This window comes from Parabacteroides sp. KHUB-01 (assembly GCF_056640935.1).
On sequence record NZ_CM153256.1, the window covers coordinates 2137216 to 2161800 of the forward strand.

22 protein-coding genes are annotated in these 24585 nt (G+C 36.8%); 8 read left to right on the forward strand and 14 right to left on the reverse strand.

What is annotated here, in order from left to right:
- Window positions 1-68: 68 nt before the first annotated feature.
- Together porK and ACYIAR_RS09310 are read right to left on the reverse strand one after the other, a co-directional pair.
- Window positions 69-1493, reverse strand: a complete 1425-nt coding sequence (gene porK, locus ACYIAR_RS09305; RefSeq protein WP_480329101.1) for a T9SS ring complex lipoprotein PorK/GldK — start codon at window positions 1491-1493, stop codon at window positions 69-71.
- 3 nt (window positions 1494-1496) lie between these two features.
- Window positions 1497-2444 (reverse strand): PorP/SprF family type IX secretion system membrane protein, encoded by a 948-nt coding sequence (locus tag ACYIAR_RS09310; RefSeq protein WP_480329103.1) that lies wholly within the window; start codon window positions 2442-2444, stop codon window positions 1497-1499.
- Window positions 2445-3002: 558 nt separating this feature from the next.
- On the opposite strand from ACYIAR_RS09310, the gene ACYIAR_RS09315 reads away from it, so the two are divergent.
- The gene (locus ACYIAR_RS09315; RefSeq protein WP_480329105.1) at window positions 3003-3545 is read left to right on the forward strand and encodes a flavodoxin family protein; all 543 of its coding nucleotides are present in this window, start codon (window positions 3003-3005) and stop codon (window positions 3543-3545) included.
- Window positions 3546-3559: 14 nt separating this feature from the next.
- Window positions 3560-4126 carry a sugar O-acetyltransferase gene (locus ACYIAR_RS09320; RefSeq protein ID WP_480329107.1) on the forward strand — a complete coding sequence of 189 codons (567 nt, stop codon included), beginning with the start codon at window positions 3560-3562 and terminating at the stop codon, window positions 4124-4126.
- A 134-nt stretch (window positions 4127-4260) separates the two neighbouring features.
- Here the strand turns inward: ACYIAR_RS09320 and ade are convergent, their stop codons facing one another.
- Window positions 4261-5931, reverse strand: coding sequence for an adenine deaminase (gene ade / locus ACYIAR_RS09325; RefSeq protein ID WP_480329109.1), 1671 nt, complete (start codon window positions 5929-5931; stop codon window positions 4261-4263).
- A gap of 195 nt (window positions 5932-6126) precedes the next feature.
- Between ade and ACYIAR_RS09330 the strand changes: the two genes are divergently transcribed.
- Complete coding sequence (locus ACYIAR_RS09330) at window positions 6127-6750, forward strand: CatA-like O-acetyltransferase (protein WP_480329111.1); 624 nt, start codon at window positions 6127-6129, stop codon at window positions 6748-6750.
- 80 nt (window positions 6751-6830) lie between these two features.
- On the opposite strand, the gene ACYIAR_RS09335 is transcribed toward ACYIAR_RS09330, so the two are convergent.
- The 3 genes from ACYIAR_RS09335 to ACYIAR_RS09345 all read right to left on the reverse strand — a co-directional run bounded on the left by ACYIAR_RS09335 (window position 6831) and on the right by ACYIAR_RS09345 (window position 8433).
- Window positions 6831-7052: a DUF2795 domain-containing protein gene (locus ACYIAR_RS09335; protein ID WP_005633363.1), complete on the reverse strand. Its 222-nt coding sequence runs from the start codon at window positions 7050-7052 to the stop codon at window positions 6831-6833.
- Window positions 7053-7125: 73 nt separating this feature from the next.
- The gene (locus tag ACYIAR_RS09340; RefSeq protein ID WP_480329113.1) at window positions 7126-7689 is read right to left on the reverse strand and encodes a cob(I)yrinic acid a,c-diamide adenosyltransferase; all 564 of its coding nucleotides are present in this window, start codon (window positions 7687-7689) and stop codon (window positions 7126-7128) included.
- 24 nt (window positions 7690-7713) lie between these two features.
- The gene (locus tag ACYIAR_RS09345) at window positions 7714-8433 is read right to left on the reverse strand and encodes an O-methyltransferase (RefSeq protein ID WP_480329115.1); all 720 of its coding nucleotides are present in this window, start codon (window positions 8431-8433) and stop codon (window positions 7714-7716) included.
- A gap of 297 nt (window positions 8434-8730) precedes the next feature.
- On the opposite strand from ACYIAR_RS09345, the gene ACYIAR_RS09350 reads away from it, so the two are divergent.
- The gene (locus tag ACYIAR_RS09350; protein ID WP_480329117.1) at window positions 8731-9663 is read left to right on the forward strand and encodes a YitT family protein; all 933 of its coding nucleotides are present in this window, start codon (window positions 8731-8733) and stop codon (window positions 9661-9663) included.
- Window positions 9664-9767: 104 nt separating this feature from the next.
- Here ACYIAR_RS09350 and ACYIAR_RS09355 read toward each other — a convergent pair whose 3' ends face one another.
- From ACYIAR_RS09355 to ACYIAR_RS09390, 8 genes are all read right to left on the reverse strand, one after another.
- Window positions 9768-11132, reverse strand: coding sequence for a sodium-dependent transporter (locus ACYIAR_RS09355; protein ID WP_480329119.1), 1365 nt, complete (start codon window positions 11130-11132; stop codon window positions 9768-9770).
- A 14-nt stretch (window positions 11133-11146) separates the two neighbouring features.
- A complete protein-coding gene (locus tag ACYIAR_RS09360; protein ID WP_480329121.1) occupies window positions 11147-11803 on the reverse strand; it encodes an ABC transporter ATP-binding protein in 657 nt (218 codons plus the stop codon).
- A gap of 4 nt (window positions 11804-11807) precedes the next feature.
- Window positions 11808-12521, reverse strand: coding sequence for a tRNA threonylcarbamoyladenosine dehydratase (locus tag ACYIAR_RS09365; protein ID WP_480329123.1), 714 nt, complete (start codon window positions 12519-12521; stop codon window positions 11808-11810).
- A 68-nt stretch (window positions 12522-12589) separates the two neighbouring features.
- Window positions 12590-13294, reverse strand: coding sequence for a ComEA family DNA-binding protein (locus tag ACYIAR_RS09370; protein ID WP_480329125.1), 705 nt, complete (start codon window positions 13292-13294; stop codon window positions 12590-12592).
- 212 nt (window positions 13295-13506) lie between these two features.
- Entirely contained in the window at window positions 13507-14298 is a 792-nt protein-coding gene (locus ACYIAR_RS09375) for a basic secretory protein-like protein (protein ID WP_480329128.1), read from the reverse strand.
- 171 nt (window positions 14299-14469) lie between these two features.
- Window positions 14470-16797, reverse strand: coding sequence for a GH92 family glycosyl hydrolase (locus ACYIAR_RS09380; protein WP_480329130.1), 2328 nt, complete (start codon window positions 16795-16797; stop codon window positions 14470-14472).
- Between the two features lie 130 nt (window positions 16798-16927).
- Window positions 16928-18526 carry a RagB/SusD family nutrient uptake outer membrane protein gene (locus ACYIAR_RS09385; RefSeq protein ID WP_480329132.1) on the reverse strand — a complete coding sequence of 533 codons (1599 nt, stop codon included), beginning with the start codon at window positions 18524-18526 and terminating at the stop codon, window positions 16928-16930.
- Between the two features lie 34 nt (window positions 18527-18560).
- On the reverse strand, window positions 18561-21566 hold the full coding sequence (locus ACYIAR_RS09390; RefSeq protein WP_480329134.1) for a SusC/RagA family TonB-linked outer membrane protein: 3006 nt from the start codon (window positions 21564-21566) through the stop codon (window positions 18561-18563).
- A gap of 1155 nt (window positions 21567-22721) precedes the next feature.
- Between ACYIAR_RS09390 and ACYIAR_RS09395 the strand changes: the two genes are divergently transcribed.
- Genes ACYIAR_RS09395 through ACYIAR_RS09410 form a run of 4 tightly spaced genes read left to right on the forward strand, consistent with a single transcriptional unit; the run spans window position 22722 to window position 24532 of the window.
- Complete coding sequence (locus ACYIAR_RS09395) at window positions 22722-23177, forward strand: DUF4252 domain-containing protein (RefSeq protein ID WP_480329136.1); 456 nt, start codon at window positions 22722-22724, stop codon at window positions 23175-23177.
- Window positions 23167-23673 carry an RNA polymerase sigma factor gene (locus ACYIAR_RS09400; protein WP_480329139.1) on the forward strand — a complete coding sequence of 169 codons (507 nt, stop codon included), beginning with the start codon at window positions 23167-23169 and terminating at the stop codon, window positions 23671-23673. The genes ACYIAR_RS09395 and ACYIAR_RS09400 overlap by 11 nt, the downstream gene beginning before the upstream one ends.
- A complete protein-coding gene (locus ACYIAR_RS09405) occupies window positions 23670-24080 on the forward strand; it encodes a hypothetical protein (RefSeq protein ID WP_480329141.1) in 411 nt (136 codons plus the stop codon). The genes ACYIAR_RS09400 and ACYIAR_RS09405 overlap by 4 nt, the downstream gene beginning before the upstream one ends.
- The gene (locus ACYIAR_RS09410; protein WP_480329143.1) at window positions 24077-24532 is read left to right on the forward strand and encodes a DUF4252 domain-containing protein; all 456 of its coding nucleotides are present in this window, start codon (window positions 24077-24079) and stop codon (window positions 24530-24532) included. The genes ACYIAR_RS09405 and ACYIAR_RS09410 overlap by 4 nt, the downstream gene beginning before the upstream one ends.
- Window positions 24533-24585: the final 53 nt, after the last annotated feature.

The window sequence follows — 24585 nt, forward strand, 5'->3', positions numbered from 1 at the left end:
TGTTTTAATGTTGTCTGATATTTTTATGATAAAGATTGTCCAGCCCTAGTCAGCCGGACAATCATTTCTTATTTCTTTCCTTTTGAGAAACCAATTTGTGTACGCACACAGCGGAATCCGATATATGAACGTGTTTCGTTCTGATATTCAAAGCTTCTCATATCTGAACGTATGAACTGGGAAACATCCTTCCATGAACCGCCACGAACGACCTTCTTCTTCATTGCATAAGGATCTTCCTTGGCCGCATTATAACGTAACTCAGGATTCATATCACTCATCTGACTCGGACCTGACTCAGAAAAGGCAGTGGATGTCCATTCCGAAACATTACCAGCCATATCATACAAGCCGAAATCATTTGCTGCAAACGAAGCGACACGCGATGTAATCAAGTGTCCGTCTTCAGTATAATTTCCTTTACCCGGTTTGAAGTTTCCAAGGAAACAACCTTTTCCACTCTGCAAATCATCTCCGGCCCAAGGATATTTGTTTTCATTCTTTCCTGTGCGGGCTGCATATTCCCATTCTCCTTCAGTCGGCAAACGGAACGGCTCGATAACTTGTCCGGCAGGCAAAATCAACGACTGTTTATATAAGTTAGTGCGCCAAACGCAGAATGCAGTTGCCATTTCCCATGAAACACCAACAACAGGATAGTCATCATATCCCGGATGGCTGAAATACATTCTCATATACGGCTCATTATAAGCATTGTTGAAATCATTTACCCAACAAGTTTCATCAGGATAAATATTCACCATGCGAGTGTGAAGGAAATCCCACGGACCGCTCAACGGACGAGTAATAGTTTCATTAACGATATTTCCCTCATCATCAATATAGGCAGTATCTTTTGATATCATAACAACCTCATTCGGGTCAACCTTGATATCTGTGTTACGCACTCTGTCCTCCGGATTCAGACGATACTTGCGCAAAGCTGCTGTTGTGTAATCATACCATTCATACTTATATACCATCTGTTTTGGATCGAGCTGTTTCTCGCCTGTTACAGGATTTGTATAATACACACTTTCAATAGCACGTATTTCATCTTCATTAGCTCTCTTCCAAGGAATAGGACGGCTCCAGTCAAGATGCGGAGTTACAGGTTCGCCATACTTATCTTCAGTAATCTTGAACAAGTCATTTCCTCCATAAGCAGGATCGGCAAGACGTTCTCTGATAATTGAGTCGCGCACCCAATATACAAATTGTCTGTATTTTGCATTAGTTATTTCCGTTTCATCCATCCAGAATGCATCAACGGAAATTCCTTTTGTTTCAGGATTTATACCCCAAATTGAATCTTTATCAGATGGTCCCATGTCGAAAGCTCCACGCTTAACCAGAACCATACCATAAGGCGCCGGCTCGTTAAAAGCCATACCTCTGACACCTACAACTTCTCCTCCTCCACCGGAAAGAGACTTGCCGCATGATGTAAGCAGCGACGCCACAGCTATTAGTACTACTAATAATTTTTTCATATACTATAATATACGTACGCTTTTATGCTTGTTTTTACCTGTTTTCGTTTTATTCAGCTTAAGCCTGTATTGAACAACAATTTCATGGCTTCCGCTTGTGACCTTTCGTATTGCCGTTGTAGGATAACTGTAAGAATATCCAACCTGAAATCTTCCCAGTTTAGCTCCAAGCAGCAATCCGACCGATTCGCTTATTCGCCAAGATAAACCTCCACTGAACATTTTATTATATTCCAGCCTTGCTGTAATATCTGCATGAAAATTCGTCAAATCAGTAAGCAGAAAAACAGACGGCTGCAACTCATATAACGGATTTTTTAATGTTATATTGTATCCACCCATTAAATTTAACACACTTCCTATGTAAGTATATATATTTTCCTCAAGTTCAAGCACCGGAGAGTTGATATGAGTGAAACCTATTCCTGCATAGAACTTTTTATGCATATAAAACAAACCGGCATTCAAGTCTAAAGCCATAGACTGCACTTTGGTTGTAGGGAAAGCCGGGTCAACCTGCTGATGATAGTCGCTGGATGGAATATAAATACTATCACCGCTGAATGACTGGTTAACCACTCCTATCTGAAGTCCACCACTGAGAACTCCGCCAAAAAGTTTGTGTTTATAAGCATATTGCAATCCAAGATGAGTATTCTGAAACAAACCTATACTCTCTGTGAAAACATTCAGTCCAACACCATGTTGCGTTTTTCCTATTTTAAAAGGCATATCAGCCGTAACGAAGAAAGAACGCGCTGCATTGGGAAATCCTAACCACTGTTGATTGAAAAGTGCCAGGATTTTCATATCCTCAGTTGAACCTGCTGCTGCCGGATTATAATAGTTTGTGGCAAGGAAATAATGGCTTAAGGCTGCATCATACTGGGCTTTCACTCCTAATACACTGGTTAGCAGTCCTAAAAATATAAAACATATTAATCTTTTCATCTCCTGTGCCGTCACTTTTGTATATATTATACTACAATAACGTATATTTTTCCGTAATATTATAAAACTCAAGTTTCACAAGCTCAAATTCCACAGTTAACGAGTCAACAAGAAAACGAGTTGACAAGATATTATAGATAATTCAAGTACAATGTGACTGTTTTTTTAATATTGTCAACTTGTATCTGTAGCCTTATCAACCTTTATACTGAGTAATTTGTAAAACTTAAGTAACTTTACAAATACAAAATTACTAATAAAATGTGATAAACAGAAAAATACGGTAAAGTTATTGGAAATGCGTAGGTTTAAGGGGCAAACTTTGTGTTATAAAACGCTCCTGGAAAGACGTGTAAAACAGGTCCGGATGTATCTCCGCGTGGGGCCGTATATATTTCTGATTATTTACTGTCCCACGGCGACGTAGGTTCGGATGTATTTTCTGGGAATTATTATCCGGTACATATTCTGTAATTTGGGTCATTTTTTCTGTATTTCATCTACCATAAAAAATCTATCATTTCCGAACTTTGCCATAACAAATTAATCTTATAAGCTATGGTAAAGAAAGTCCTGATTTTATCATCCAGTCCTCGCCGTAATGGCAATTCAGATTCATTGGCAAATGAATTTATGCGAGGAGCAATTGATGCCGGAAATGTTGTGGAAAAAATTTTCCTCAGAGACAAATCAATACATCCATGTTTAGGTTGCAGCGTATGTAGCAAAGATAAAAAGCCATGCCCGCAAAAAGACGATGCTGCTGAAATAATAGAAAAGATGCTGCAAGCCGACACTATAGTAATGGCAACACCTGTATATTTCTATTCAATGAGCGCTCAAATGAAAACGTTAATTGACCGTTGCTGTGGACCATATACAGAAATGAAAAACAAAGATTTCTATTTCCTGGCAGCTGCTGCAGAAGACGATCCAAGCATTATGGACAGAATCATAGTAAGCTTCAAAGGTTTTCTGGATTGTTTGGAAAATCCTACAATCAAAGGCTCTGTATTCTGCGGAGGTGTTTGGCTTCCAGGTGAGATAAACGGAAAGCCTGCTTTAAAAGAAGCATATGAAATGGGAAAGAATATAAAATAAAATCTAGCTGTAATATGACTTTGGAAGAATTTATTGAGCATGTCAAAGCAGGAAAACCTCTTGATAATGATGATATTTATGCTCTAATGAACGAAAAAAGCGAAGAAGCACGTAAAATAACTTTCGAGCTTAACAGTGCTTATCATACACAGGAAGAAATTCGCAAATATATTTCCATTCTAACCGGAAAGGAAATAAATGAAACACTGCGTGTTTTTCCTCCGTTTTATACTGATTTCGGAAAAAATATCACAATTGGGAAAAATGTATTCATAAACGCTTGTTGCCATTTCCAGGACCACGGAGGAATAGTGCTGGGAGATGATTGTCTGATTGGGCATAATGTTGTTTTCGCAACATTAAATCATAGTCTTGACCCTGAAAAACGTGCGTCGATGATTCCTGCTCCAATCATTGTCGGTAAAAAGGTTTGGATTGGCTCTAATTCAACAATCCTGCAAGGTGTAACCATAGGTGATAATTCAATAGTTGCTGCCGGTTCAGTCGTAACCAAAGATGTTCCGGCAAATACAATTGTCGGTGGAGTTCCTGCAAAAGAAATAAAGAAAATCAATCAATGATTGTATTAATAATTTAAGTTTCATCGGTTTTTAGCTTCCGGACAATAAGCGATAAAGAGTCCGGCAAAGTAAAAGCCCGAGAAACTATAGTCCATAATCATTGAGTTTTCCCAAGTTTTACGACTTGGGAAAACTCAATTTATTACATCTACAAAATCAAAACGCGAAACATCAACCAAACCTTTATCTGTTAGTTTCAGTTCCGGAATAACCGGTAATGCCATAAATGCCATGGTTATAAACGGGGCTTTCAATTTACATCCAAGACTCTTTGTTTTGGCATTAATACGATTATAGTTTTCTGCAATAGTATTTGCCGGTTCATGTGACATGAGGCCTGCAACCGGTAGCGGGAAAATATCTGTTTCATCATCCGAAACAACGCCTACACCGCCTTTATATCCAATCAGAGCATTAATGATTTTCACTAAATACTGGTTTGAAGAACCTATAGCCACAATATTATGACTGTCGTGAGCAATTGTTGCACCGATGGCTCCATTGCTGATATTGAATCCTTTGATAAATCCAACCTGAGGCTTGCCGTTTCCATAACGGTTATAAACAACTATTTTCTGTATTTTCGGATCAGACAATTCCTCAACTGGAACAATCTCTTTATCAGTCAGAAGCTCTCCATCAACGGCAACAATGACTTTTGCATAGCCTTTCGATGTGTCAAGAAAAATATCCTGAAGAGTTATCGGTTCTGCCTCAAAATTATTAGGCATAACATTTATACTATCATTCACTGTCAAATTATGATCTATCAGTCCATTTTTACTATCATAAACCAAATAACCGTCTATAATTGCAGAAACCACATTAAAATCCACAAGATTATCTACGGCAATGAAAGTAGCATTATCTCCTTTCCTCATCAACCCGACAGGCAGTTTATAATGATTTACAGGATTGATACATGCAGCCTGAAGAATATCCCATATTGAAATTCCTTTTGCTATGCCACGACGCACCAATGCATCAATATGCCCCGCTACAAGATCATCCGGATGTTTATCATCAGAACACAACATCACCATCTCAGGACTTTCTGAAATAATTGAATAAAGAGCATCAAAATTACGTGCAGCACTACCTTCTCTTATAATAACTTTGATTCCATTCTTGATTCTTTCACGTGCCTCTTCGACGGTAGAACATTCATGATCTGTAGATATACCGGCTTCGGCATACTTACGGAGGTCTTCTCCTTTTATTCCTGGAGCATGGCCGTCAACCTTTTTCCCAGCCTGAAGTGCGGCATCTATTTTGCCTATAACCTCTTTATCTTCGGCAATTACACCAGGATAGTTCATCATCTCTGCAAGAAAATATATATCGTCACGACGTATGTATTCCCTTGTCATATTTGCGTCAATATTTGCACCTGCCGTTTCCAGATGAGATGATGGAACACACGACGGAAGTCCGAAGAAAAATTTGAAGCGGGAATCTTTTGCATTACCTATCATGAAATCCAAACCTGCAATACCTAAAACATTTACTATTTCATGAGGATCGCAAACAGCATTTATTACTCCATGACAAACAGCCACTTTGGCGAAATTAACAGGCGTCATCATTGAACTTTCAATATGAATATGAGCGTCTGTCAAAGCTGGAAGATAATAAGGTGCATTTTCTTCTACCGAATCTATACGGATTATATCACTGATCACTCCATTTTTCACAACTATTACTCCAGGAAATACAGATTTTCCGGTAATATCAACAATATGCCCTTTGTAGGTTTCTGTAGAATTACTATTTATATGTTTTGCCATATAGTCAGTCAAATTCATAAAAACAATTTGAGAAAAATTTATTTGCTGCTTTTGAGAAAAGCTTAATAATAAAGAAGAAGCCGCTTGGCTTAAGTTCTGACATCTAATACTATCTTTAATTTCATATTAACGAAGATAGCAATATTTTTCGTATTTATAATGCTCTGTATCTGCCTTTGCTTATTTTTGTATAAAATACCACATTATAATATTATGACAAAGCACATCATTGACATTGAAAACTGGGAAAGAAAAGAGTATTATAATTTCTTTGGAATGATGGACAATCCATTCCTGGGTGTAACAGCAAAAGCTGATTTTTCCCAATGTTATATTCAGGCAAAAGAAGACGGCGAATCTTTTATGCTCTATTCTCTCCACAAAATCCTTAGAGCAGTTAATGCCATTCCGGAATTCAGATACAGAATTGAGGATGAAAACGTAGTTATTTATGACACAATCAGTGCAAGTTCAACGATAGGAAGAGAAAACGGAAGCTTTGGATTCGGATATTTCAATTATTACGAAGACAGGAAAGACTTTGTATCTGAAGCAAAGAAAGAAGTAAAAAGAATCAAGGAATCGTCCGGCTTATGTTTGGGTAAAGAAGAAGCAAGGATGGATTTAATCTACTATTCTCCACTTCCTTGGATTGATTTCACTGATATCAGCCATGCCGGAAATATAGCCAAAGGCCAGTCTATACCTAGAATTACTACAGGAAAACTAACAGAAACAGGAAACAAACTTGAAATGTCTGTTTCTGTTGAGCTGAACCACGGATTGGCAGACGGATATCATGTTGCCCAATTTTTCCGGCTTCTCAATGAAATGTAAGAAACAGTCATATTCTTAGGACATAAAAAAGAGGAACAAGGAAAATATTTTCCTGTTCCTCGTGTCAAACTATCTTCTAATTAATATTCTTCCTCGTTGAAAAAGAAATCCTCTTTACTTGGATAATCAGGCCAAATATCTTCCATACATTCATATATTTCACCTTCATCTTCCATTTCCTGCAAATTTTCGATTACTTCCAACGGAGCGCCTGAGCGCTGTGCATAATCAATAAGTTCATCTTTGGTCGCTGGCCAAGGAGCATCTTCTAGTTTAGAAGCTAATTCTAATGTCCAATACATATTGTTTTTAGTATTAAATGACTGAGTTAACAGTCAGGTTCTCAAATTTCACGCAAAAATAGAACTTTATTTTTTAGATGCAAGTATAATCCCAAATAATTTCTTTGCCATTTTGATTTATACATTCTTTTCGCGCTAAAACGAATAAATAGTCAGATAATCTGTTCATAAAGACCAGAACAGGTTCTTCAACTTTATGTTCTTCAGCAAGACGATAAATCTGGCGCTCAGCACGTCGGCAAACAGTTCTACAAACATGAGCCAAAGAAGCTGAACGGCATCCGCCAGGCAAAACAAAACTCTTCATCTTAGGCAGTTCGTTATCCAAACGATCAATCTCCCTTTCCAGTTTTTCTATGCTTTCAGGCGTAACTCTACTTTCTATTTTAAGCTCTGTTGTTTCTTGGTCTGTTGCCAAATAAGAACCTATAGTGAACAATTTATGCTGAATAAACAATAAGAAATCAGCATCTTCCTGACTATCCAATGATGTTATCAGTAATCCTATAAATGAATTCAATTCATCAATTGTGCCATAGCTTTCAATGCGCTGATGAGATTTAGGAACACGTTGTCCTCCAACAAGAGAAGTTGTTCCTTTATCTCCAGTTCCGGTATAAATCAAACTTTTCTTCATATTATCGTTCGTATTTATTTATTATCAAAAGTAAACTATATAATCCTTCCTGTGTAATCTTTTATTGAAAAAGACAAAACCTATATTATACAAATCAAAAGTAAGAACTACTTCAGATGTATTCTTCAACTCATTCCAAAACAATCTCATGTTTTTATTGTCACGTATTCCTTCAATAACGAATACTGTATCGGGATGAATATGCTTGATGCATTTATTAAACAATTCAGAAATAGAATTTGAATTATCAGAGCAGTTAAAAAAAACAAAATCAAATATTGGAATATCCTCAAATACTTCATCCAAAGTATGCGAATACTCTCCGATTTTTTTCTCCAGTTTTATATTCATATTAGAGAAAGCCCAATCGGACAATTCAGCATCCTTCTTATCTTCCTTTATTAAAACACTTTGCAATCCGGAAGAATATGCATTATAATACAAAGAAGATATACAATCTCCACCAATCTGTAATATTTTACGTGGTTTTATATAATTCATGAGTCTGAACAAAAGTTCTCCGTGGGAAACTTTTATCAACGATTTGTAATTATATTCAGATTTATATTTTATCTGTTTTCGTATAATATCAATACGGTCAAAACAATAATAAGGACAGCGTTCATCTATAACCTTTGTAATTAAATTAAAGGCGAATGGTGAATGAACACCAAAACCACGACGAAATCTCAGAAACCGATAAATAAGTACCGTTTTCCTCACTTTGTCAAATAATTGAAGCATAATATTTCCCTTCTCGTTAATTATGCGAAGATAGTATTTTTCATTTATATTTTCAGGTACATATTTACTTAAGTTTCGCAAGCTCAAATTTCAGCTAACAAGTTGACAATAACTATTAGATTATTAATTGTAAAGTAACATTTGTTTTTACCTTCTCAACCTGTCTATGAAGTATTGTTTACTTTTAAGCTGAACTACCTGCAAAACTTAAGTAAGTTATAATAAAATGCATATACCTATCTGTTGAAAATTCAATTTGTTTCATTACTTTTGCCGCTGTTTTAACATCTTTGTCTAATGAATAATAAATTATCAAAACTAACGAACCGCCAATATCTCCAAAGAGAAATGCAAGATTACGTTATGATTGCATTTGGTATGATATTGTATTGTATTGGTTGGACAGTTTTTTTACTGCCTAATGACATTACCACAGGAGGAGTTCCGGGTATTGCTTCTGTAGTATATTTTGCAATAAAGCTGCCAGTTCAATATGTTTATTTTGGCTTGAATGCAATCCTTCTTATGTTAGCCTTGAAAATTTTAGGCTTTAAGTTCAGTATCAAAACTATTTTTGCTGTTTTTGTATTAACGTTTTTATTGTCAATAACTCAAAAATGGACAAGTAATTTCCATATTCTAAGCGATCAGCCATTTATGGCTTGCGCTCTAGGTGCTTCATTTTGTGGAGCTGGTATTGGAGTTGCACTATCTTATAATGGTAGTACTGGAGGAACTGATATTGTTGCAGCCATAGTAAATAAATACAGAGATATATCTTTGGGACGAGTTATAATGTTCTGTGATATGATTATCATATCCTCAAGTTATTTTGTCCTGCAGGACTGGGAAAAAGTCGTATATGGCTATGTTACACTGTTCATTTGCAGTTTCGTTCTTGACCAGATAGTAAACAGTAACCGACAGTCTGTACAATTCTTCATTATATCAAAGCATTATGAGGAAATAGGTCATAGAATAAATAAAGACATGCATCGAGGCGTAACAGTTATTGATGGTACAGGTCTTTACACAGGTTTAGGTGTTAAAATGATGTTCGTGCTTGCTAAAAAGAGAGAATCAAATATGATTTTCCGTCTTATTCAAGATATTGACCCAGATGCATTTGTATCCCAAAGTGCTGTAATTGGTGTTTACGGAAAAGGATTTGATCATATAAAGATAAAATCCAAATCAACAGATAAAGAGAAAAAAAGAGACTCCGAATAAAAACTTAGGAAATACAAAAAAGAAGACACACTTATTCAAATGACTGATAAGTGTGTCTTCTTTTTTATATTCTCTTGTCAACTTGTATCTGAAACCTTTATCTACTATTTCAAGAAAATATTCATTAATCCAAGTTCATTAAGGAAAATCAAAGCAATTGCTATAGGAGCAATATACTTAATAAAAAACGCATAAGAACGGAAGAAGTAGAATTTTATACTTCCTTCGTTTGTAAGCTCAGCTTTAAGGATTTTATTATCTATTCTCAAACCGACAAAAATACAAATCAACATTCCTCCAAGCGGCATCATAATCTTCGCAGTCAGATAATCCAGAGCATCAAAGAAAATAAGTCCGCCTATCGTATATTCTTTCAGAACACCAAAAGATAACGAACTTATTATACCCAATATAGCTACACCAAACGAAACAACCCACGCAGCCTGCTTTCTGGTAATATGATATTCCTCATGCACATAAGCCGTTGCTACTTCGTGAAGCGAAATAGTTGATGTAAGAGCAGCTAACGCCAGCAAGATAAAGAAAATAAATGACCATGCATTTCCGAATGGCAACTGAGCAAATATATTAGGTAAAGTGATAAATACCAGTTCCGGCCCGGCTGTAGGCTCAATTCCAAAGCTAAACACAGCAGGGAAAACCAATATTCCAGCCAAAATAGCAACCAAAGTATTAATTACCGTAACCTGAAACGCCGTTCCCTGCAAATTCGTATCCTTGCTAAAATATGAAGAATAGGTTATCAAACATCCCATACCGATGCTTAATGAGAAAAACGTCTGCCCCATCGCACTTAAGATAACCGACGAAGTCACCTTGCTCATATCCGGAAGGAAAAAGAAAGCCAATCCTTCTTTTGCGCCAGACAATGTCAACGAACGTACACAGAGTAACAACAGTATAATAAATAACGCAGGCATCATAACCTTAGACGCACGTTCAATACCTTTCTCCACTCCTGCAGCTATGATATAATGAGTAAGACCAATAAAAACTATTGTCCACATTATTGGTCGGAACACTGATGTGGAAAAGCCTTTGAAATCAGCAGCGAAATCAGCCGTACTTTTATCAGAAAGCGAAGCACTTAAAGCTTGCCATATATATTCCAATGTCCATCCTGAAACTACAGAATAAAATCCCAATATTAAGAATGCCGCAGCAACGCCATTATATCCAATCAAAGGCCATTTCGTTCCAGGAGCCAGTTTCTTAAACGAACCTGCCGCATTGCTTCGTGTATGACGACCTATAAAAAACTCCGTAATCATTATAGGCAAACCAAGAAGAATGGTAAACAACATGAAAAAGAACAGAAAAGTTCCTCCTCCATTGGCACCAACCATATAAGGAAAACGCCATATACTACCCAATCCAACAGCACAACCAACTGTTGCTAATATCACACCTAATTTGCTACCAAAGGTAACTCGTTCCTTTTTAGCCATAACTTTTTTACTTGTTATTCGCGGACAACCAATCCGTCTTTAATATGAATCACTCTATCTGTATCTTTTGCCAACTGTTCATCGTGAGTTACAATGACGAAAGTCTGCTGCATCTTGTCTCTCAGCTCGAAAAACAATGAATGAAGCTCTTCTTTGTTTTTTGTATCAAGACTTCCCGAAGGTTCATCTGCAAGAATTACTACAGGATTATTAATCAGTGCACGAGCAACTGCCACTCTTTGCTTTTCACCTCCAGAAAGTTCCGAAGGCTTATGCGACATTCGTTCGCTCAATTTCAGAAAATCCAATATTTCTTTAGCCCTTTTTTCTGCCAACGAACTTTTTTCCTTTGCAATCAAAGCTGGAATCATGACATTCTCCAAAGCAGTAAATTCCGGTAATAGCTGATGAAACTGAAACACAAAACCTATGTTCTTGTTTCGGAATGCCGAAAGTTCCTTTTCCGGAAGATTCATCACATTAGTTCCATTGATTTCAAGGACACCATTATCCGGTGAATCCAATGTTCCTAGAATCTGAAGTAAGGTTGTTTTACCGGCACCACTTGGTCCTACAATCGAAACCACTTCTCCTTCCTGAATCTCCAAATTAATGCCTTTCAGCACTTGCAGAGAGCCAAAGCTTTTTGTAATATTATTTGCTTTTATCATATCTCTAAATATTCCTTATGACATAAGACGCAAGAAAACAACCAAATGTAGCCGGCATATATGATACAGTGCCGGTTGTAGTTCGCTTACATTCTTCGTCATTAACTTCTATAATAGCATCCGGATTTGCCATCTCAGTTGAGAAAACCACAGGCAAACCTTTCTGAATTCCCATTCCTCTCAAGCGCTTACGGACAGCTTTTGCCAACGCGCAATTTGATGACTTCGACAAATCAGCAATCTTTATTTGCGACGGATCCACCTTCGCTCCAGCTCCCATCGAGGAAACTATCGGAATATGTCGTTGCAACGCATGATATATCAGAAAAACCTTAGGGCTTAATGTATCAATGGCATCAACAACAAAGTCATATTTAGCTTCATCCAATATAGCTTCAGTACGCTCGTCCCGTAAAAACTCGTTTTTTACGATTAGTTCAAGCTCCGGATTTATATCCAAAAGTCTTTTTGCCACAACTTCAGCCTTTGGCTGACCAATCGTTGAGTGCAAAGCCGGAAGCTGACGGTTTATATTACTTTCATTGACCGTATCGGCATCAACTATCGTCATTTTACCAATTCCGGCACGGCATATCTGCTCTGCAGCGTAGGCACCAACTCCACCTAGCCCAACAACCAAAACATGGCAATCGGAAAGGTATTTCATCCTATCTTCGCCGAAAAGCAAAGATGTTCTAGATTTCCAATTATTATTCATTTGTTATAATTTGAACGCAAAAATAATAAATATGCAACAATTTATTCCATTTTTGATGAATATATTCATCATTCTGCATCAAAAGAAATATATGAGCAAAGTCTGATGTAATCATCTTCCTGAAATTCCTCCAAGAAACGTAATTCGTCCCAACTCTTTATTTCCCCTTTTCTTTTCCTTAGTTTCAGCATTACTTCAGCCTGAGAAAATGATATATAAGGATGGGCTGCCAATTCTTTGGCCGAAAGAATATTTATCTGAATTTTGGAAATCTTCGCCGTATCAACACTAAACCAATCTTTCAGCAACTCATATTTTGCCTCATCTATTCCATATACTTCTTTTAATTGTTCGATATGGCAAAACCCTCCAAGCAGATTTCTGTATTTTACAATTCTATTGGCAAAAGTACTGCCTATTCCTGGAACTCCTTTCAACACAGTTGTATCTGCCGAATTAATCTCTACAACTGTTCCTTTCGCAAACTTCCTTGTATAAGACGAATTTCCCTTTTTAGGACCAACCCAAGGTTTATAAAATTCACGCCTTTCTTTTTTGAATGCCGATGTCTTCTGATTCAGATTTCTATCATTCAATCTTACAGTGTCATTATTTATAATGGAATCTTTAGCTGAAATATAATGTGCCACCTGTCCGGATTCGGTTTTCCTTGTGAAAACAACTGTAATCCACGCTCCGACAACTAAGAACAGAAGAAGAATCAACGCTCTTCTTTCTCCTTTTGAGAAGTAAAACAAATCAAGCCATTTCATAGAATTAAGATTTTGATATTATGATGTAAAGATAATAAAAAATACGGAGAAGCCGAGTCACAGAGATATTTTATTGAGATTAATAAAAAGAGCTCTGAAGAAGCGGAATAATTGTATTTTAGTGCCGTTCCTTCAGAGCTTTTATTTAGGTAGGACTCCGTTACAATTGAGACCTGTAACCTCGTCTTCTTGTCAACTCGTCAACTTGTCAACTAAATATCCCCCATAGCCTTCTGATATTCTTCCCACAAAGCATCAATGCTCTGATCTTCACCCAAAGCATATTTTATTGCTCCATCAAAAGACCAAGGTATAACCTTCAGTGTACTTTGATTGAATTTCCTTAGAAAATCTGAATCCTTATTATCTGTCAGCCATGCAAGGAAAAATCCAGTTGTTTTATAGCCGTCAGTATAATGGCCACCTTTAGGTCTGTCTTCAGGTTTAAAACAACCATTCAGCAAACGAACAGCATCAGCCACACCTTCAATCATTGCCCAAAATGTTTTGTTTGTGCCATAGGTGCCGATTCCTTGGGGTTCGAGCTGGAAACCATGAGTAAGCTCGTGATAAAGAACACCACGTGTTTCATAATCCACTCTGGCTGTATCGTTATTTACAAAGCTCTTTTCAACCCATTGAGTGCTATAATCAATAGTGATTACAGGAGGTTCGCCACTCTTGGCAGAAACGCCATCATAATCCTTAAGATTATAACATATAGTTTCTATACCCGGAATACTGTCTTCAGGCGAGAAATATAAAGTTTTCAACACCTTTCTTGCCTGTTCAGCTATATATTTTTCCGGATTAGGAACAATAGCATGATAAATAGCCGAACCTTTTGTTTCAGGAGATAAATCTTTAAAATCAACGTCTCCGACATTATAGTCAGCCCACATATCTGTTGTTGTTTCCACAACTTCATCCGACTCTTTTTTATCATTACATGAAATCAATCCTCCTAAAACAAGGAAAATTCCCAATATATATTTACAATTCATATTTTTCAAATTATCAATTATTTTATGTTTCGCAAGTTGCTCAACTAAAAGTTTATAAGGCTTCAGAGACAAGTTAACAAGGTCAAAACACTTGCAACTTTACTATTAAACACTTATCAACTTGTCTTCTTGTCAACTTATTATCTGGAAGTTGGGCTTGCGAAATTTAATTCAATTAGTCATAGAATACGGTCTGTCTTCTCCTTCAAACACTCGCTTCTTGTTTGGTTTCGAAGTCATCTCAAATGTCAATGTTCCGCCATTCATTATATCATCCTGAGTAATATAACCTTTTGTATAAGGCTTTCCATTCAGACGGACAGATTTTACGTATCTGTTCTTGTCACTTATCTTTTCAGCTACAACTTCAAATGTTTTGCCGTTTTCAAGAGTTACTTTTATATAAGGAAGATATGGAGCACCAAGAACATACTGGTCAGTTCCCGGACATACAGGATAGAATCCCATTGCTGAGAAAATATACCATGCCGACATTTGGCCGCAATCGTCGTTACCACACAAACCATCAATATTGTTGCGATACATACGGTTCATAATCTCACGCTGCCAATATTGAGTTTTCCAAGGCTGTGAAGTCCAGGCATAAAGGAAAGGAACATGGTGACTTGGTTCATTTCCATGAACATATCCACCCAGCAAACCTTCTTTGGTAACATCTTCTGTATGCGCGAAGAATTCATCGGGCAAATGCATAGTAAACAATGAATCCAACTTACCGACAAATGCCTTTTCACCGCCCATCATCTTAATCAATCCGTTTACATCCTGAGGAACATAGAATGAATAGTTCAACGAATTACCTTCAATGAAGCCCTCGCCATGAGTACTCAACAAACTGAAATCTTTCTTGAAACTGCCATCGTTCATTCTCGGACGAGCATAACCCAATGAAGTATCAAATACATTAGAATAATTATTTGCTCTCTTCTTATAAGTTTCAGCAACCTTATTATTTCCAGCTATAAGAGCTGTGTTATAAATAGTCCAGTCGTCATATGCATATTCCAATGTAAGAGAAGCAGCACTTCCACTTCTTTCCAACGGTACATAACCTTTTTCCATATATTCCTTAGTTCCGTCATAATATGGAATAGTTGAGCTGCTCACCATAGCCTTCAAAGCTTCATCCTTATCTATTGGCAAACCTTTTGCAATAGCATCTGCCAGAACAGACACTGAATGATAACCAATCATACACCAGTTTTCGTTACCCATATGGCTCCATACAGGAAGAGCATGATGAACACTCTGCTCGCAATGCTTCATCATAGATTTTACGATATCAGTATTTACCTGGCGGTTGATTACATTAAACAACGGATGCAACGCACGGTATGTATCCCACACAGAAAATACAGTGTAGTTTTCAAACCCTTCAGCCTTATGAATATTATGGTCGATACCACGATATTGTCCGTCCACGTCTGTATATACACAAGGATTAATCATTGTATGATATAACGAAGTATAAAGCATTGCCAGCTGATCGTCACTACCTTTTGCATCCAACACAGACAAAGATTTTTCCCATGTGCTTTTAGCTTTATCAGAAAGTTGAGCGAAATCATAAGAAGAAGCCTCAGCCTGCAAATTCTTCAAAGCACCTTCTGTGCTGACACCTGAAAGAGCAACTTTCACTTCCAATTCCTGAGACTGGCTTGAATCAAAGTTGAAATAAGCAACAATTTTTCTGCCGCCTATATCAGGGAAATTCTCTTTCATATTGAATTTACCATAGCCACCACGATAGTCAACTTTCGCCTTTTCATCGCAACCATAATTAATAATAGGTTTTGAGAAAGACATAGCGAAATAAGTATAGTTGGTACGTGCCCAACCATTTGTTATGCGATAACCCGTAACCAGTGTATCATTCTCCACTCTTAGATTAGCCCAAAGAACTTTTCCGTCATAATTATAGATACCATGTATCAAATCCAGAATAATACGCTGTTCTTTCTTATCCTTCGGGAATGTATATTTATGAACACCTACTCGTTTTGTAGTTGTAAGCTGAGCCTTGATTCCATAGTCATCAAGCATAACTTCATAATAACCCGGGCGTGAGATTTCTGTTGAATGAGAGAAGCGTGAACGATAACCACTGTCCGGATCAGTTGCCGTACCAGGATTAAGTTTTAATTCTCCATTTGTAGGCATAACGAGAATATCACCCAAATCAGAATGTCCAGTACCGCTGAAATGAGTATGACTGAATCCCACAATTGTACTGTCCTTATATTGATAACCGGCACAATATTCGTAAGCTCTTGGCTGATATTTTCCATCAATGTTGTGAGGAATTGTGTCGGTATCCGGACTCAACTGAACTAGTCCGAAAGGAACACAGGCTCCGGGAAAAGTATGTCCCATTCCATTTGTTCCGATAATTGGATTCACTCTGTCAACAACAGAATTTTGAGCAAATGCTGTTGCTACAGAAACACAGAAACATGCTGTTAATTTTAAGAAATTCATGATATCATATTATTTGTGTTATAAAAAAAGGCAGCATGTCAAACGATTATCCAACATAATCTATGACACACTGCCTGCAAATTTATCAATTATAAATCAATTGAATGCTGAGCTTACCAAACATTTATAATCAATATAATGAATTAGCTGCATTTGGCTTCAAATTTGGATTAGATGCCAACTGTTTGCTTGGAACAGGGAACAAGTTATATTCAGCCTTCATACTTGCTTCATGATCCCACCAAGAAGTTGTAACATATTTTCCAAAACGAATCATATCAGTACGACGGCAACCTTCAAACGCAAATTCACGACCACGTTCTCTCAAGAATTCGTCCATAGTCAATGTTGCTGTAGTATATTTAGCCTTTTCCCAATCAGCAGCATCAAATGCACGTTCACGTACACTGTTAACCAAGTCAACAACTTCCTGATTTGCCTTGTTTCCATTCTTACGCATCAAAGCTTCAGCTTTCATAAACAAGATATCTGAATAACGGAAAATTACCCAGTCATTATCCTGGTCACCCAAAGACTGTTCGATAACTTCATATTTGATACTACGTGCGCCACTGTTTTCTTCTCCTTCAGTCATTGATTTGATATCTTTAACCAAAACAAGAGGTTCACCGGCATATTCCTCAGAACCTAACAAAGGCTGCGCATTTGTATCGAAATAATAATTACCGTTTTCATCTTTCTTACGTGGATACTGAGTACCAATCAAGAAACCTTCAGTTTTACGTTTGTCATTATCTGCAAATGAATCATAAAAATCAGGCTGACAAACAAGACCATTCCATGGACCACTCTTCAAGTTCCAACCAGACTGGTGTGCATAATGGAACCAGCGAAGATACCATCCCATACCTTTACCATAAATCTGGTCATAAGCAACTACCCAGATATTTTCTGTTGAAACTTTATCATTATCAGCTTTGAATGGATCGTTCCAGTTCTTATCCAAAACGAAACCGCCATTTGCCTGCAATTCGTTACAAACTGAAATACAATCGTCCAAATGAGCTGTGCCTGAATATACTTCAGCATTCAAATAAACTTTTGCAAGCAAAGCCATAGCTCCCCATTTTGATACTCGGCCGTATGAATCAATCTTGCTTTCTGACAAGCTAGGAATACTTTCTGTCAATTCCTTAACTACGTAATCAAATACTTCCTTACGAGTATTTGTTGCAGGATTCATTTCTCCGATTGTTTCAGTGATAGGAACATCACCATACAAATCCATAAGATACCAATAGCAATATGCACGGTAAGTACGCATTTCAGCTTTTGCCTGTTCTTTTGAAATAGGAACTTTCAATGCTTCAAAATCAATATTTTCAATATCAGCCAGCATATTGTTTGCCAAACCAATACCCATATACATCAAATACCATGCACGTTCTACCTCATTTTCAATTGGAGTCCACTGATGACGATGCAAACGTATCCATGCACCACCGTCATAACCGTGACGACCTTTCTGAGGCCATGCCAGTCCATCAGCTGTAAGCTCTTCCAAAGAATATGGAGCCTGGGCAAACATACTTCCACTGAAGTGTCCCCAAGGGCGAAGCAATGCAGCCATCACTTCATCACCTGATTTATAATAATTATCAGCTGTTACCTCACTATAGATCGTCTCATCCAAATTTGTACAAGACGGTGTTAGAAAAGTTGCACCCAGCAATGCCGCAGCAACACTCATTTTATATAATGCTTTCATAATAAATATGCTATCTAAAGTTTTTATACACTAATTAAAATCCTAAGTTAACACCAAATGTAAACGTACGAGTGAACGGATACATACCACGTTTTTCGATACCTGCTTCCAAACCTGTTACATTAACATCAGGATTCAAACCTTTGTATCCTGTAATTGTTGCCAAGTTTGTTACGTTTCCATAAAGGCGTAGATTTCTGATATATTTATTATCCTTGAAATTAAATGTATAACCAAGTGTAACATTATCAATTCTCAAGAAGTTTCCTTTTTCAAGATAATAATTACTGAAACGCGGATCCTCTTTTACACCTGATTCCAATGCATATTTATATACGTTAGTACCATTCTTGTCAATCTGAGCATTTGTACCAAAGTAAATCTTACCTTCATTCAAGATATCGAAGTCAAACATTCCACGCAAGAAGAAACTGAAATCGAAGTTCTTGTATGTAAATGAGTTCTGCAATCCGGCTTTAAACTTAGGCAAACCATTACCGATAAATGTACGGTCAGCGTCAGACAAACCTTCTTTACCGTCCAAATCTCTGTAAATATATTTACCATCTTTATCTATACCATCACATATAAATCCATAGAAAGAACCTACAGGATGACCTTCCTGCAAACGCTGAGAATAACCTAAGTTACCCGGAGAAGGCAAAGAATAACGGTCTTCGTAGCTAGCTTTATACATATCATTTGACAAAGAAGTCAATTTATTCTTTTCCCATGAGAATGTAAAGTTTGCATTATAAGTGAAGTCCTTAGTCTGAACAACAGCTGCATTCAAAGAAATCTCAATACCTGTATTCTTCATTGTACCTACGTTTGTAAGAATTGTGTTGTAAATCAATGAAGGCTGCTGAGCTGTATAAGAGCCTATCAAGTCTTTAGTTGTTCTCTGATACCAGTCGATTGTACCACTCAAGCGGTTATTGAAGAATGCATAATCAAAACCAACGTTGAATGAAATAGCCTTTTCCCATTTCAAATCTGGGTTAGGGTTGTTACTTGGTCCGTATGTAGCAGTAATCCAAGTGCCTGTATAAGGATCCCAATAACCTGCACCTGTACCATATTTAATCAAAGACATATAAGAATCTGTTGGCAAACTACCAGTAACACCATAACCAACACGGAATTTCAATACATCCAATGCTTCGAAGTTTTCCATGAATTCTTCACGTGAAATCATCCAACCAGCACTTACAGATGGGAACATAGCCCATTTATTGTTTGCACCGAACTTAGATGAACCTTCACGACGGATAGAAGCACTTGCCATATATTTACCGTCATAGTTGTAGTTCAAACGAGCAAAGAATGCTATCAACTTACTTGTAGTCTTATTACTTCTAATATCTGCAAGACCATCTTTCAAATATGAACCTGCACCCATATTATTTGTTTCAAATGCATCAGTAAGGAAACCATTGTTCTTAGCATTGAACCATTCTGTAGCAAAATCCTGATAGCTATAACCCAACAATGCTGTCAAATTATGTACATTATTGATTGATGTTACATAGTTTGCTGTCCATTCCATTGTCTTGTTTGTTGATAATAGATATTTCTTATAAGCTTCACCATTATCACCAGATTTTACAGCATCATAAGATTTACGGCTACGATAATAGCTATAATATTCATCATTCTTTTCTAATGCAAAGAAACCTGCAACATTCAATCCAGGAATAATTTCATACTGTGCTTTGAAGCTGCTCAACAAGTTCTTTTTCTCCAGTTTACGTGACTGCTGATTAATCTTTGCTACAGGATTGTAGTCGTCATAACCTGCATATGTTTCATAGAAACTTCCATCAGAATTGTAAATAGGAATTGTTGGGTTCATTCTTGTTGCCTGATAGAATACATCATAGTCATTATATGTACCATTTCCTGTATCTTCATTGTTTGCTAGATAATTACCCTTAATGTATGAATTTGACAAATTGAATGAAAGCAACAACTTGTCTTCCATTGAACGATGGTTAACAGCAATAGCTCCGTTAATAGTTTCACGGTCTGAATTGATAACTATACCCTCATTCTTACGATAGTTCAAAGATGCACGATAATTCATCTTATTATTACCACCTGTTGCTGTCAAGTTATGAACATGAGTAATATTGCCCTTGTTCAAAAGTAAATCGTATGCGTCATCTCTTCCACCGAAATCACGAATACGTTCATTATTGGTAGCCTTACCATAATCTGCAAATTCTTGAGCAGACAAAATATCCGGACGTTTAGCTACCTGTTCATTCATTATATAACCAGAATAATCAATCTGAGAAACACCAACTTGAGGACGTTTAGTTGTAACGATAATCACACCATTGTTACCACGTGTACCATAAATAGCTGCTGCAGAACCGTCCTTCAATACGTCCATAGCCTCAATATCTTCAGGAGCTATAGCATTCAATGATGACATATTACCAGGAACACCATCAATAATAATCAACGGTTCGTTATTACCTTTCAATGAAGAAGCACCACGCATCTGAATACTTGGAGCAGCATTAGGGTCAGAACTGTTTCTTGAAATAGTCAAACCTGCAACTCGACCTTCAACCAACTGCATAGGGTTCACAACCGGAGCTTTGTTGAAGTCTGAAGCTTTAACGCTTGTTACTGAAGATGTGATTTCCCCCTTTTTCTGAGAACCATAACCAACAACAACTACTTCTTCCAAAGTTTCAGAGTCTTCAGATAATTCAACATTCAAAGTTGACTGACCTGAATATGCTATTTCCTTTGTTTTGAAACCAATAAAAGAATATACCAAAGTACCTTTATCTGAAGGTAAATCCAATACATATTTACCATCAAAGTCTGTAGCAGTACCAGTAGTTGTTCCTTTAAGAACGATACTTACTCCAATTAATGGTTCACCACTAGCATCTTTAACAACGCCGGAAACTCGAGTTGTCTGCTGTGAAACTTCATTAACCTCATGACTCTTACATTTGTGTTTTCTGTACTTCCAAAAGCATAGGAAGGCGTTAACATCAAAGATAAACAAGTGACACATAAAACTTTACCTCCACTTTTCGCCATTTGCTGCAAAAAGTAAGGTTTTCCTTGATTTCCACTTATTCTCCTTTCCATAAAATTAAAATTAAATTTAAATTAATATTAGGTTGTTTTTTAACTACCAATTAATTATGTATACTATAATAATATTAGTTTGTCTTAATTTAAAAGTTGAACAAAGCATATTATCAGAAAAAATTCCTATAATATTGTAAGACTATTACAAATCATAATACTAATATAGATTAAAGGCTTATTTTTTCGAAATGCGAAATTAGTATTTTATTTGAATAAGCAACAACAAATTTGAAAAAAAATTAATTTATACATAAATAATTAATTCAAGGCAACCTCATTTGCCAGTTTTTCATTAGCTTATTTTTTCCTGAAGAATTTTACTCGCCTGCGCGTGCACTCTCACACTCATTAATGTTTATACTTTACTTTGTTTGGAAATGCTAGCATTTTCATCTTTCAACCTGGACATAACTCTATTCATATCCTTTAACTCCAGAAAATTATGTTTGAAAACTTGAGTTATATTGCCATCTAAAAACACATCCGACCCCATTCCAAAATACGTCCGTATATATTCTTCCGTGGGGCAATATATATTCTTTCGCGGGTTCGGACCTACAAAAAATATCTTCATAACTTTTTGGAAATGTTTTTGCATATATTCCGACTTTTTCCCTATGTTGAGTATTTCAGCGAGAGAATGTAGTTCTACAGAAAAAAAGATACTACCTTTTCAAAAAAAGCTCGTTATGTTTTTCCAAATTCATCGTTATGTTTTTCCTGAAACACTGAGAACTTTTTTCTCCCATGTTTCACAATTTCGTTATATTAGTGATTATCAAAGAAATCATGTGAATCTTGAATACATTTTAACATTTACAATATAAAGTGATTAAAAAGTTATCTTCACAAAACTAAAATTACATCATTCAACTGATTTACTAGACGTTAAGAAAATAGTAAAACGTTGTTTCAAAAAAAATCCGAAATTCGTGTAACAAACCATTCACCAGATTCGTCATTATTATGAAACTTTCAAATAGCTATAGAAAGAAAAGAGAAGTTGAGAAGTTGAGAAGTTGAGAAGTTGGCAAGACTTCAAAAAAACGTATAACCAAGAATAAATTAAAATGTCATGAAAAAATTATTTATTATAATTGCTTCATTTCTTGCAATAAGCGAGTTATCATACGGTCAGAATACTGTTGACGATTTGTTCAAACAGTTTGCGAAAAGAGAGAATACCACTTCCGTTCATATCGGAAAAATGACAATGGGCTTTGCTTCTCTATTTACCGAAACTATGGGTGTGAACAATATCGAAGTTATCGACCTTGAAGATTGCAGCGAAAACATCGGAGCTGAGTTTTGCAAAGCAGTTTCGGAACTGAAAGATCCGGAATATGAAACCATGATTTCAAGCAATGAAGATGACGAACGCACAAGAATTCTCGTAAAGATGGAAAAAGACTATATAAAGGAAATGGTTATCCTGACTTCGGGAGACGATAACGCTATTGTTAGGCTGAAAGGTAAAATCAAACCGGAAGATATAAACAAAGTAATCAACGAACACAAAGATGAAAACTGAGGAATTCAAAAAAAAATTCCTGTCATTTCATCCTAAACTGTACAGAATTGCTTTTGCGCTGACCGGCAGCCGTGAAGATTCTGAAGATTTGCTTCAGGAAACATACTGCAAACTTTGGAATCAGCGAGACGAACTGGAAAACATAGAGAATCCGGAAGCATATTGCATAACAGTGCTGAAACATAAATGTCTGGACTATCTCCGCTCCGCACAGGCAAACCGCACGGAAGTTGAAATTGAGAGTTGTTTTGATTTGCAAAGCGGAGCTTCGCCGGCAAAGGAGCTTGAAGAAAAGGAGAAACTGAAACAGGTGAAAAAGGCAATCGATATGTTGCCCGAAAATCAGAAACAGGTTGTCCGGCTTCACAGCATGGCGGAATGTTCGTATGAGGAGATAGAAGAAATTACAGGATTAAGTAACAACAATATAAGGACTCTCCTGTCGAGAGCCAGAAAACAGATAAAAGACAGAATTGAAAAATTATATGCACCATGAACGAGAAAGATATTGACAACTTGATAAAAAAGGCAATGGAAGATGAGGAAAAGTTGCCCGAAGGCTTGTCGATGCGTCTGGAACAGTATATTGACAATCTGGAAAACGACAATAAAAAGCAAACTTCCATCGGACGTATGTGGGTTTGGGCTGGCGGAATCGCGGCTTCTCTTCTGTTGGGTTTGGCTCTCATCCAATTTGATGGAAATGACAGGCAGCAGGAAGTAATGATTGCCGACACTTTCACAAATCCACAGGATGCTGCAGCCACTGCGGAAAAGACTTTGTGTTTCATCTCCACCAAGCTCAACAAAGGTCTGGATAAGGCAAATTCAGCCGACAGACATATCAAAAAAATAAATGATATTTTCAACAGTATTAACGACACAAAAACAAATCAACAATGAGAATAAAATATATTTTGATGGCATTATGCCTGATGATTTCTTCCGTTTGTATTGCTCAGGATAAATTATTTGAAAAATACGGAGAAAAAGATGGTGTTACTTCTGTGTATATCTCAAAGGCTATGTTCAAGATGATTCCATCACTGGATATTGAGGATTTGAATCTTAAGAATATGTCCGAAAAGATAAATTCCATGCAGATTTTATCCTGCGAGAAAAGGGAGACAGCAAAGGAAATGGAAAATGATTTCAAGAAAATAACCGGTTCTTATACTGAGCTGATGAGGGTAAAAGATGATGGTGACTCTGTTTTCTTCTACACCAAGCAAAAAGGAGAGCTGATTGAGGAGCTTTTGATGCTGGTTTCCGAACCTGACGAGTTTACGGTTATAAGAATTACGGGGAATTTCACGATTGAGGATATTCAGAAAATAACGGCTAAAGCAAGTTGACGAGGGAACAAGAGAACAAGTTGACAAGGAAATTATCTCCTGTCAACTTGTTC

Bases quoted from the DNA above. Each gene is read 5' to 3' on its own strand.
- porK (WP_480329101.1), bottom strand. From the start codon at position 1,493: ATGAAAAAATTATTAGTAGTACTAATAGCTGTGGCGTCGCTGCTTACA.
- ACYIAR_RS09310 (WP_480329103.1), bottom strand. From the start codon at position 2,444: ATGAAAAGATTAATATGTTTTATATTTTTAGGACTGCTAACCAGTGTA.
- ACYIAR_RS09315 (WP_480329105.1), top strand. From the start codon at position 3,003: ATGGTAAAGAAAGTCCTGATTTTATCATCCAGTCCTCGCCGTAATGGC.
- ACYIAR_RS09320 (WP_480329107.1), top strand. From the start codon at position 3,560: ATGACTTTGGAAGAATTTATTGAGCATGTCAAAGCAGGAAAACCTCTT.
- ade (WP_480329109.1), bottom strand. From the start codon at position 5,931: ATGAATTTGACTGACTATATGGCAAAACATATAAATAGTAATTCTACA.
- ACYIAR_RS09330 (WP_480329111.1), top strand. From the start codon at position 6,127: ATGACAAAGCACATCATTGACATTGAAAACTGGGAAAGAAAAGAGTAT.
- ACYIAR_RS09335 (WP_005633363.1), bottom strand. From the start codon at position 7,052: ATGTATTGGACATTAGAATTAGCTTCTAAACTAGAAGATGCTCCTTGG.
- ACYIAR_RS09340 (WP_480329113.1), bottom strand. From the start codon at position 7,689: ATGAAGAAAAGTTTGATTTATACCGGAACTGGAGATAAAGGAACAACT.
- ACYIAR_RS09345 (WP_480329115.1), bottom strand. From the start codon at position 8,433: ATGCTTCAATTATTTGACAAAGTGAGGAAAACGGTACTTATTTATCGG.
- ACYIAR_RS09350 (WP_480329117.1), top strand. From the start codon at position 8,731: ATGAATAATAAATTATCAAAACTAACGAACCGCCAATATCTCCAAAGA.
- ACYIAR_RS09355 (WP_480329119.1), bottom strand. From the start codon at position 11,132: ATGGCTAAAAAGGAACGAGTTACCTTTGGTAGCAAATTAGGTGTGATA.
- ACYIAR_RS09360 (WP_480329121.1), bottom strand. From the start codon at position 11,803: ATGATAAAAGCAAATAATATTACAAAAAGCTTTGGCTCTCTGCAAGTG.
- ACYIAR_RS09365 (WP_480329123.1), bottom strand. From the start codon at position 12,521: ATGAATAATAATTGGAAATCTAGAACATCTTTGCTTTTCGGCGAAGAT.
- ACYIAR_RS09370 (WP_480329125.1), bottom strand. From the start codon at position 13,294: ATGAAATGGCTTGATTTGTTTTACTTCTCAAAAGGAGAAAGAAGAGCG.
- ACYIAR_RS09375 (WP_480329128.1), bottom strand. From the start codon at position 14,298: ATGAATTGTAAATATATATTGGGAATTTTCCTTGTTTTAGGAGGATTG.
- ACYIAR_RS09380 (WP_480329130.1), bottom strand. From the start codon at position 16,797: ATGAATTTCTTAAAATTAACAGCATGTTTCTGTGTTTCTGTAGCAACA.
- ACYIAR_RS09385 (WP_480329132.1), bottom strand. From the start codon at position 18,526: ATGAAAGCATTATATAAAATGAGTGTTGCTGCGGCATTGCTGGGTGCA.
- ACYIAR_RS09390 (WP_480329134.1), bottom strand. From the start codon at position 21,566: ATGTGTCACTTGTTTATCTTTGATGTTAACGCCTTCCTATGCTTTTGG.
- ACYIAR_RS09395 (WP_480329136.1), top strand. From the start codon at position 22,722: ATGAAAAAATTATTTATTATAATTGCTTCATTTCTTGCAATAAGCGAG.
- ACYIAR_RS09400 (WP_480329139.1), top strand. From the start codon at position 23,167: ATGAAAACTGAGGAATTCAAAAAAAAATTCCTGTCATTTCATCCTAAA.
- ACYIAR_RS09405 (WP_480329141.1), top strand. From the start codon at position 23,670: ATGAACGAGAAAGATATTGACAACTTGATAAAAAAGGCAATGGAAGAT.
- ACYIAR_RS09410 (WP_480329143.1), top strand. From the start codon at position 24,077: ATGAGAATAAAATATATTTTGATGGCATTATGCCTGATGATTTCTTCC.